Origin of the sequence: Heyndrickxia acidiproducens DSM 23148, from assembly GCF_000374345.1 — a bacterium.
Lineage (GTDB): Bacteria > Bacillota > Bacilli > Bacillales > Bacillaceae_C > Weizmannia > Weizmannia acidiproducens.
This window is the reverse complement of the sequence record NZ_KB894050.1, coordinates 1-8,239: the sequence shown is the minus strand read 5'-3', so window position 1 is coordinate 8,239 and position 8,239 is coordinate 1. Positions and strand designations below refer to the sequence as shown.

The following is an 8,239-nucleotide window of genomic DNA, read 5'->3' as shown; positions in this document are numbered from 1 at the left end:
AGAAATAATTGATGCAAAAGTTGTTCATCTAGAGTAATCTGTAATTGAGCCATCCCTGAATCTCTCCTTTAGAAATTTAGTTTTTTGGTTAACTCTATTCTAACTGAGATGATGGGCTCTGGCTCATTTCTTATGAAAAAAATGATAGATACAAGAGGGAAATGAAATCCCGCTGTTTTTCTGGAGGGGGCTGGCCAGCCCCCTCCAGAAAAACAGCCCCTATACTCCATATTCCCTCATATTCAGATAACCCTTTTTACACAATTATACGGACTTAACTCTCTATGAAAGAAACATCTAAATAAAATCAATTCTTTCTTCTAAAAAAGTCTATTATTTCAATTACTGAATCCGAATCACCGGAAAGAATTGACAGAATATATATGGGAACTTATTATAAAATAGAAAAGGAGTTTTACAATTGAAGTATTTCACATTATTTATGGTAGCTATTCTATTCTTAGGTATTGGTGGTTGTTCGTCTGATTCTACAAGTTCTAGTTCTGATAAAAGTGAAAAGGCTAGCTCGAATCAAGAAAAACCGGATTCTAAAAAAGATGAAAAATCAAACAAACAAGAGGATTCAAAGTCTGTAGATGGTCAACAAGAAAAGCAAACTGACGGGCAAGTAAGCGATAACCAAGTAGCGGATAACCAATCGGAGCAAAAGAAATCACCCTCTAATAAAACGGCAACATCAAGTCAAAAGTACAGCAATCAAACCCGAGGAAGTAGCAATCAAACTCAAGGTAATAGCAATCAAAGTAGCAGCCAACAAAGTTCCAAGTCAGACTCAACCGCTTCCAGTAGCAAAAGCGGAAATAAGACAACCGCTACCAAAATTAGTTCTGGAAATAAGGCCATTGAATACCTAAAGAGTCAAATAAAAGAAGGTAAGGATAACGATATTATTTTTGATGATATGGGTGGAACCCTATCTAAAGATAGTAAAGGTTCCTATTACACAATTACTCTTTACTCAAAAGAATTAAGAAAAAATGGTGGTTCAGGAACCGTTGGCAGCTATAAAGTCTATCAAGATGGAACGTACTCACAAGGTTGATGAAAGGAAACTAACGCCTGAGAATTTAATTCCCGGGTTTTTTTGTCTGGATTTATTACTGCTGAGTTTTTTGACCCACCACAATTTTCAATTCCCTTTTTTTTAGGGTATCAGATGCTTATGCTAAACAGCGTATCCTTTCAAGGTTCAATTTCATTTTCTGAACCATGTTCAGTTCTCGAAAGGGGCCAGCTTGCATTTCTCTCATAGTTTTAATAGAAGTTCGTACTAAGCTGAATCGAATTTTGAGATTCGGTTTTTTTTAAACCACCTTTTTTTCAATGAAAACCTTGTGTTTAATTCGTATTTCTTGTATTGGTTGACAAAAATCGTTTACATAATGACGTGAATATTTTACATTATGTCAAAAATGAATTACAATAAGGACATAAAATTTGGAGGTGGGTGAATGAAAAATAAAGGGCTGCTAAGCAATCGAATAAATGTTTTTAGGGCGGAAAAGAGATGGTCCCAGCAGGAACTGGCAGATCGTGTAGGGGTTTCACGGCAGACAATTGCTTCCCTTGAGGCGAATAAGTACAATCCGTCTTTAATGTTGGCGTTTGAAATCGCCCGTGTTTTCGGGGAAAATTTAGAAGAGGTTTTTACATATGAATTGATAGAGGGGGAAGAAAAATGATTTTTATATTATCCGTTTTAATGGTTGTTGCGGCTGTTGCTGTGGGTTATTGGATTTCCTTTATCTGGACAGAGGGGAGAGATGAGCGAGGCATACTAATATCGGGTAAAGCAAACGCCGTTGTGATGGTAGTGGTTTTCCTTGGATTTTTTATTTTTAAAACTTTAAACGTTTTTGCCCATTTAACCCTCTCCCAATACAAAAATATGATCGACATTTGGTTTTTTTCCATTGTAATTGTGAATGTGGCATCCATCATTTTCCTAAAAAAAAGAGTTTGAAGAGTAGATCATTTTAGACTTCGTACTAGCGTGTAAAAGCCGAATTCGGCTTTCTATATTAATTGTGTTCTCTAAACTAAACGTATTCAGTTTCTCTTGAATGGAAATATGTCAAACTCTATTGTTTATATACTCCAATTCTGAAATAATTTACGTATGAGGGAACACCCGCCGGGCAACAATCGCCCCGAGCAAAGGGTTGCTTATAAAGTGAAATTATCGTTTAGAAGAACCACCCTTGCTTTTTGCGGAGCGTTTTCGGGTGGTTTTTCGTTTGGATTTTTCCAAGTTTGGAAAAAACATTTTTTATAGTGGAGGGCGTTCAATCCACTATGGTAGTGAAGACATTTTACCAGAAACTGAAAAAATGTGTTAACAAATCCACAATCTAGAAATAAATTAATTTTTTTCAAAAACGATTCTTTAATTTAACACAAATGTGAGTTTGAGGCGTGCTTCTGATCGAATTTTATTTTAAAGCTATAAAAGCCAAGACAGCCGGTTTTTTAATCAAACGATTGATTAAGGATCTCTCTGTCACTTTCTCGGGTTCCTTGCTAAAAGTCCATCCTTCTGCAAAAAAAGTTGGCACCTGACCGGCAGGGGATCATGCCAATTCAGCAAGAGAACCCGGTTGTGTCTGGATCGCTTTTAGCCCCTGATTTATGGGCAATATAAACTCAGGCTGAATCAAAGCGGATCCAGTTTTTCTTTTGCCCGCCCCCAATCCCTTGTCCATCAAGGTCAATCATCCCTCAATGATTATGCCCTATATGCTTAGTTTAAAAGTCCAAAAAATTTTCACATTCTTTTTCCTTCTTCTCCGTCATTTTTTCATGTCTTTTTTCTGTTCTGTTCCAGTTACTCGTCAGATTTCAGACTGGCAATACCATCAACTTTCGGCTATTTTGGGAAATCAAAAATGCTGGATTCAATATTCAACATGAGGCTTCCCCATTTAGGTACATTGTAATTTAATTATGATCCTTCCTCTGAATTTTCCCTTCCCGATAGTAAAGTAAACTTTACGTAAAGTTAACTTTACAATATGATGTAATTGGTGGTGAACAGATTGAAAAACAAAGTTCCGGAATTCAGAAAAAAATATGGTTTTTCCCAAGAAAAAATAGCAGAAAAATTGGGGGTTTCGAGACAAACCATTATTTCGATTGAAAAAGGAAAATATAATCCTTCTCTTCCTTTAGCAATGATGATTGCCAATATTTTTGAAACAAACGTGGAAGATGTATTTTTCATGGAGGAAAAGGACGATAAATAAAAGTTTGAGGGAGATTAATAGATACATATTGCTAGAGGAGGATGTAACATGGGTAACTCAAGGTTAGCTCTTATTGTTTTAGGATTTTTATTTACTGTAATGTCTGCATTTACAATGTTTGTGGGAATAATGGCGAAGTCTGCACCTGCACCTATTGCCTATATGACGCTGGCCATGGCTGTAATGAGTTTTTGTGTAGCCTATCTGTACCCTCAGTTTAAACAAAACGATGAGCGAACGAGACTCATTAGACAAAAAGGGATATTTGCTTCTTTTTTCGCTACAATCATATACCTGATTATCTTTAATATTGGAATACAGTTTGGCTTGTTTGAATTGACTGCAAGCGGGCTGATTAATATTTTAACCGCTTTAATCATTCTCACCGTCTTTATTTCTTTTGTGGTTTATTCCAAAATTTACTGATAAGATTAGAGCAATTCAGCTGGTTATTTTATTCCCCAACTTTTTAATTTTGTGATCAATGACGAAAATTCCTAAATAAGAATTGACGTCTTCTCTTACGGAAATGGCTCGGTTGATAATGAATTAGAATATCGATCTGATTTTATTGGAAAGGATGGTTACGATTGCAAAAATATGCGAATAAAGAAGCCTTGATTGATGAGGTGACTAAGAGTGCAAAGTTATTTATTGATGAATTTCGTTCTATTAATAATCTTGATAAAGATGTCTTTGTAAATGAAGTGGATAGAACGCCATCACAGATGATTGCTTACCAACTGGGATGGCTAAATTTAATATTATCATGGGAACAAGATAACAAAGATGGAAAAAATGTAATAACACCTGCGCCAGATTATAAATGGAATAACCTGGGGGGGCTTTATCAGAGTTTTTATGATAAGTATGCAAGTTATTCGCTTGAAACATTAATTGAGATGTTTAATCATGATGTTCATAAAATAATTCAATTGGTGGAAAGCTATAGTGACAAAGAATTATTTGAACAAGGCGGTAGACAGTGGGCGAATTCAACACCTTCCAAATGGCCAATTTGGAAGTGGATTCATATAAATACAGTAGCACCCTTTAAAACGTTTAGAACTAAAATTAGAAAATGGAAAAAGATGAAAGGAATATAATTTTTAATTGGCTTGTAAAGTATTCACGCTGCAAATTAAGAGTGGGGACGGATCATATATGCGTATCAGGGAAAATAGAAAATCAGAAATTGATACTTTAGTAGATATATGGTATCAAAGTTCATTAAAGGCACATGATTTCATTGATAAGGATTATTGGAAATCACAGAGAGGAGAAATGAAAGAAAAATATCTCCCAATGTCTGAAAATTACATTATAAGCAATAAAGCAGAAATTGTGGGTTTCATTTCAATGTTAGATAATTATCTGGCTGCCCTGTTTATCGATGCGAAACACCAGGGAGAAGGATATGGAAAAGAATTATTAAACTATATAAAAGAACGGAGGGAAAAAATACAATTAAAAGTGTACAAGAAGAATAACAAGGCAGTTAACTTTTATTTACGAAATGGCTTTGTAATCAAAGAAGAATTATTGGACGAACAAACTTCCGAGAAGGAGTTTTTAATGGAATGGGGAAGTTCAAAGTAACATTTACAGGAATGTGGTACATTGGGCTATGTTTTGCACATTCCTTGTGGATAGTTTCAGAAATTCGTTAAAGGTATGTTGTGGATTTATCCATTAAAATTCGGGTTATTGGTAATATCTTCAATTTTTCCGTTATGAATATCGACTGCATACCTTCCATTTGTAGAAGAATGTCCGGATACTAAGGTAGAATATCTTACAATGATATAATGATTGATTACACCATCATATTGGACAAAGTGATTTTTATCTTCGATTAATTCGTTTCTACTACGTAAATAATCTTTCACTAAAGAAACAGCCTTCTTTTGGTCGTTTTCATCTGTATTTGTCTGAATATGATTATTCCGGTTATTTCCTTTGTATGTTCCATTTTGATAAACCTTATAAATGCCCACGGTGCCTGATCCGCCAGCTTGTCTTAAAGATTTTGAGTATAATGTAACCGTGTAATAAGAACCTTTTTCGTCCGTGGATAAGGTTCCTCCCATATCATCAAAAAGAATGTCACGATTACTTTCTTCTTCTATTTTTCCCTTTAAATATTTGATGGCAGCATCTCCGGAAGAAATTTTAATTTTATTGCTGTTACTGGATGAAGAATCTGAGTGATCTTCTGATGTTTCTTCACTGCCGTTTTTGGTTGTTTTTTCTTTTATTTCGGATTGAGCAGATGATGACGGTGAACTGTTGTCATCTTCTGTGTTTTGGTTTGATTCGTTTAGTGAGGCAGCTGAATTGGGTGAACTTGAGTTGCCGGATTTACCTTTTTCACCCGGGTTTGTTGCGTGTTCAGTGCCAGCGTTTTCGCTTTTTTTAGATGGTGAAGCTGGTGTTTGTGAAGAACTGCATCCAGTTATCAAAAACATGAGTACAGCAGCTAAGATCAAGTTGACTTGTTTCATAATAAATCCCCTCTCCATATTTTATAATATATTGGAAAAACCAACCAGTCAATGGAACGCTTAGATTATCCGGATAAATGCTGGCTCTCCCTTATGGACAAGCATGAGAATTTAAGAATTTGGCAGAATGGAAAGATACTGAGCGTTCCGGAAGACTATTACGATGAGTTTATTATAAACAAGGCAAAAAAGCTGCATAGTATACGAAGAAAAAAGGAATTTATCATAGCGCCCAGAATTATTGGTGAAGTGCTGGGATATTTGGAGCAATATGTAGGGGATTCGTTTATTGAATACCGGATCAGAAAACTGATTGAAGCTGGGGTGTTTGAGGCGAAAGGCAGTCTCGAAGCGATGCGTTTGTATCGTGTAAGATTAAAGCTTGGTGAAAAAACGGTTAAAGGGCAGGTTGGTGAATATGGGCAAAATACTTGATGGAAAATTAACCCAACATAACAGGCAGTAAGACTTCCACCTTAAGATTCAGGATACGAAGAAGATAGGCGGGAGAAGGTCCGATTGGTTCTACTAACCATTAGTGGGGGATGAAGGAAAACCCCCACTAATGGTCGAATATAAAGTGTAAGGATTTGGAAAAATACGCTCCTATAGACCTGCTATTGAACGAAACTCGTGAGAAACTGGAACACAAAGTAAAGCTGTACATTTTTGCTAAAAGCACTGTAATCATATTTTTGTGTAGAGCTGGTTTAATGAATAAGTTTTTTAGCTGCCGGCCTTAAGGGATCAAAAATCTGGTTAACATTGAAAAATTGTTTTAACACATTGTTTCTTCCGGTTAATGCTTCACTCATCCGCAAACCATCCACATTAATTCGGGCTTGCCGATAGTAATCCGGCCCAGATTGAGACCAGTAAGTTTTTGTTGCATCTACATTGGCATAATAGTGAAAGCCCTGGCTTTTCAAATATTGATATTTATCATTGGAATACGGCTTCCAGTCTTGAATATCACTGCCAAAGGCAAAAATAATTGTATCCGTTGGTCCAACAATTGGTTCCACTTCTTTTTTCCATTTAGTTGTATCTTTTTCTAAATGACACAAAGTAACTTTCTTTGCATCCAGATGCCCCCAAGTGTGAGAAGCAAACTTCCATCCTTCCCTTTTCATTGCATCGGCGACTTTTTTTGCTTGCTGCTGGTCCTTTTTGATATTTGGATTGGGATTTTCACTGTTGGGGCCATAATCACTCTCTGATGTTCTATATCCTAAGACGCCATTATATCCGGTTAATGCAATCATTCCCTTGTGTCCTTTGTAAGAAAAGTCCGGGTGGTTTTTAACAAAGTTATCTACAATAGGAACCAGATCATAAGCTCCTTGTACGGATTCTCCCTTTTCATTCACATAGGTGTTTGTGACATTTCCATTTGCATCAAGTGTTAAGTTTTTGGCAAATCCATCATTTTTCATATATTCATAATAGCTTACATCATCCTGAGACAACACCAATGGTTTTTTGCCCGCTGGCAATTTAATGTCCTGGTAAACCATCTTTCCCTTTTTATCGGGTTTTGCAATGTCCTGAAGATTCACTAGGACAAATCCTCTCTCGTATAACTGATTGATCATTTTTTTAAATTCGTTGATCGTTACCATATAATCTTCATAGCCTTGGGTCTTATTATCCCCATCGAATGCTCTGGATGGATTAACAATTAATGAATGGAAAAATAAATGCGGGATTTTGTAATTGTCCGGCCATACCGCAAGTTTTTTCTCCTGGTTTTTATATTCGTGAATAGTACTTTGAACATCTTTATCTTTGGAAAAATCTGACTGGCCTAATAGATTGATAGCCTTTTGATAATCATATTGTCGGGCTGAGACTTCAGCATTTGTTAACAGCTGCTCTTTTTGCTTCCTTTGTTCTTTTTTCATTTGTTCCTTCTTCATCTGTTCTTTCTTAACTAATGATGAAGAAGCCGATGAATGCTGTGCATCTTTAGCTGCGCATCCGGCAATAAAGATGAGCATAAAAAAAAGAATTGCGCCTTTTGTTAAATAGGGTAAAACAGTATGCCTTATCATAAATCAAGCTCCTATATTTTTTCTTCCAGATTTGGTGTAATTTCTAGTATAGTACAATATGGATATTTTTTCATTTTAATCAATCCCAAAAACCAGGTGATCTCATGAAGTTTTTTAAAGGGTGATCATTTAACGGATTTCCGAAAGAAGTCTCCCATCCTCAAGGAATGTGTAGGGTGTAGCCCAATGAGTAGGTGGGAGATGAATTTCGGTTAGGTGTTAGCCTAAATTGTTTCGATGTATTGCCAATTGTTATTGTGTCTTATGTGTGTCAATTCCTTCAGACTCACCTGTTTATAAGACTTATTTGGCCTTGTGATGTATTCATCATCAATTGTTTTGACATAAGCCATACTTGTGCCTGTGAAACCTGTAATAAAACCTACTTTTCCAAACAAAATCACTTGATCATTGAGGT

Annotated in this window: 10 protein-coding genes and 1 pseudogene; 8 read left to right on the top strand and 3 right to left on the bottom strand. The window is 35.9% G+C overall.

The window, feature by feature from the left end:
- Window positions 1–421 precede the first annotated feature (421 nt).
- The 7 genes from C232_RS19125 (at window position 422) to C232_RS0117565 (ending at window position 4,862) form a co-directional block, all read left to right on the top strand.
- Complete coding sequence (locus tag C232_RS19125; protein WP_018665425.1) at window positions 422–1,063, top strand: hypothetical protein; 642 nt, start codon at window positions 422–424, stop codon at window positions 1,061–1,063.
- 409 nt (window positions 1,064–1,472) lie between these two features.
- Window positions 1,473–1,703 carry a helix-turn-helix transcriptional regulator gene (locus tag C232_RS0117595; RefSeq protein ID WP_018665424.1) on the top strand — a complete coding sequence of 77 codons (231 nt, stop codon included), beginning with the start codon at window positions 1,473–1,475 and terminating at the stop codon, window positions 1,701–1,703.
- Window positions 1,700–1,984, top strand: a complete 285-nt coding sequence (locus C232_RS0117590) for a hypothetical protein (protein ID WP_018665423.1) — start codon at window positions 1,700–1,702, stop codon at window positions 1,982–1,984. The genes C232_RS0117595 and C232_RS0117590 overlap by 4 nt, the downstream gene beginning before the upstream one ends.
- A 1,072-nt stretch (window positions 1,985–3,056) precedes the next feature.
- Complete coding sequence (locus C232_RS0117580; protein WP_018665421.1) at window positions 3,057–3,263, top strand: helix-turn-helix transcriptional regulator; 207 nt, start codon at window positions 3,057–3,059, stop codon at window positions 3,261–3,263.
- Between the two features lie 48 nt (window positions 3,264–3,311).
- On the top strand, window positions 3,312–3,689 hold the full coding sequence (locus C232_RS0117575) for a hypothetical protein (protein WP_018665420.1): 378 nt from the start codon (window positions 3,312–3,314) through the stop codon (window positions 3,687–3,689).
- A 164-nt stretch (window positions 3,690–3,853) separates the two neighbouring features.
- Complete coding sequence (locus C232_RS0117570; protein ID WP_018665419.1) at window positions 3,854–4,369, top strand: ClbS/DfsB family four-helix bundle protein; 516 nt, start codon at window positions 3,854–3,856, stop codon at window positions 4,367–4,369.
- A 58-nt stretch (window positions 4,370–4,427) separates the two neighbouring features.
- Window positions 4,428–4,862 (top strand): N-acetyltransferase, encoded by a 435-nt coding sequence (locus C232_RS0117565; protein WP_018665418.1) that lies wholly within the window; start codon window positions 4,428–4,430, stop codon window positions 4,860–4,862.
- Window positions 4,863–4,948: 86 nt separating this feature from the next.
- Here C232_RS0117565 and C232_RS0117560 read toward each other — a convergent pair whose 3' ends face one another.
- A complete protein-coding gene (locus tag C232_RS0117560) occupies window positions 4,949–5,767 on the bottom strand; it encodes a hypothetical protein (RefSeq protein WP_018665417.1) in 819 nt (272 codons plus the stop codon).
- Window positions 5,768–5,818: 51 nt separating this feature from the next.
- Here C232_RS0117560 and C232_RS18960 point away from each other — a divergent pair, with 51 nt between their 5' ends.
- Window positions 5,819–6,202, top strand: coding sequence for a DUF3658 domain-containing protein (locus C232_RS18960; protein ID WP_018665416.1), 384 nt, complete (start codon window positions 5,819–5,821; stop codon window positions 6,200–6,202).
- A gap of 275 nt (window positions 6,203–6,477) precedes the next feature.
- Here C232_RS18960 and C232_RS0117550 read toward each other — a convergent pair whose 3' ends face one another.
- Complete coding sequence (locus tag C232_RS0117550) at window positions 6,478–7,821, bottom strand: hypothetical protein (RefSeq protein WP_018665415.1); 1,344 nt, start codon at window positions 7,819–7,821, stop codon at window positions 6,478–6,480.
- Window positions 7,822–8,045: 224 nt separating this feature from the next.
- Window positions 8,046–8,239: pseudogene (locus tag C232_RS20170) on the bottom strand (RNA-guided endonuclease IscB); the annotation flags it as partial.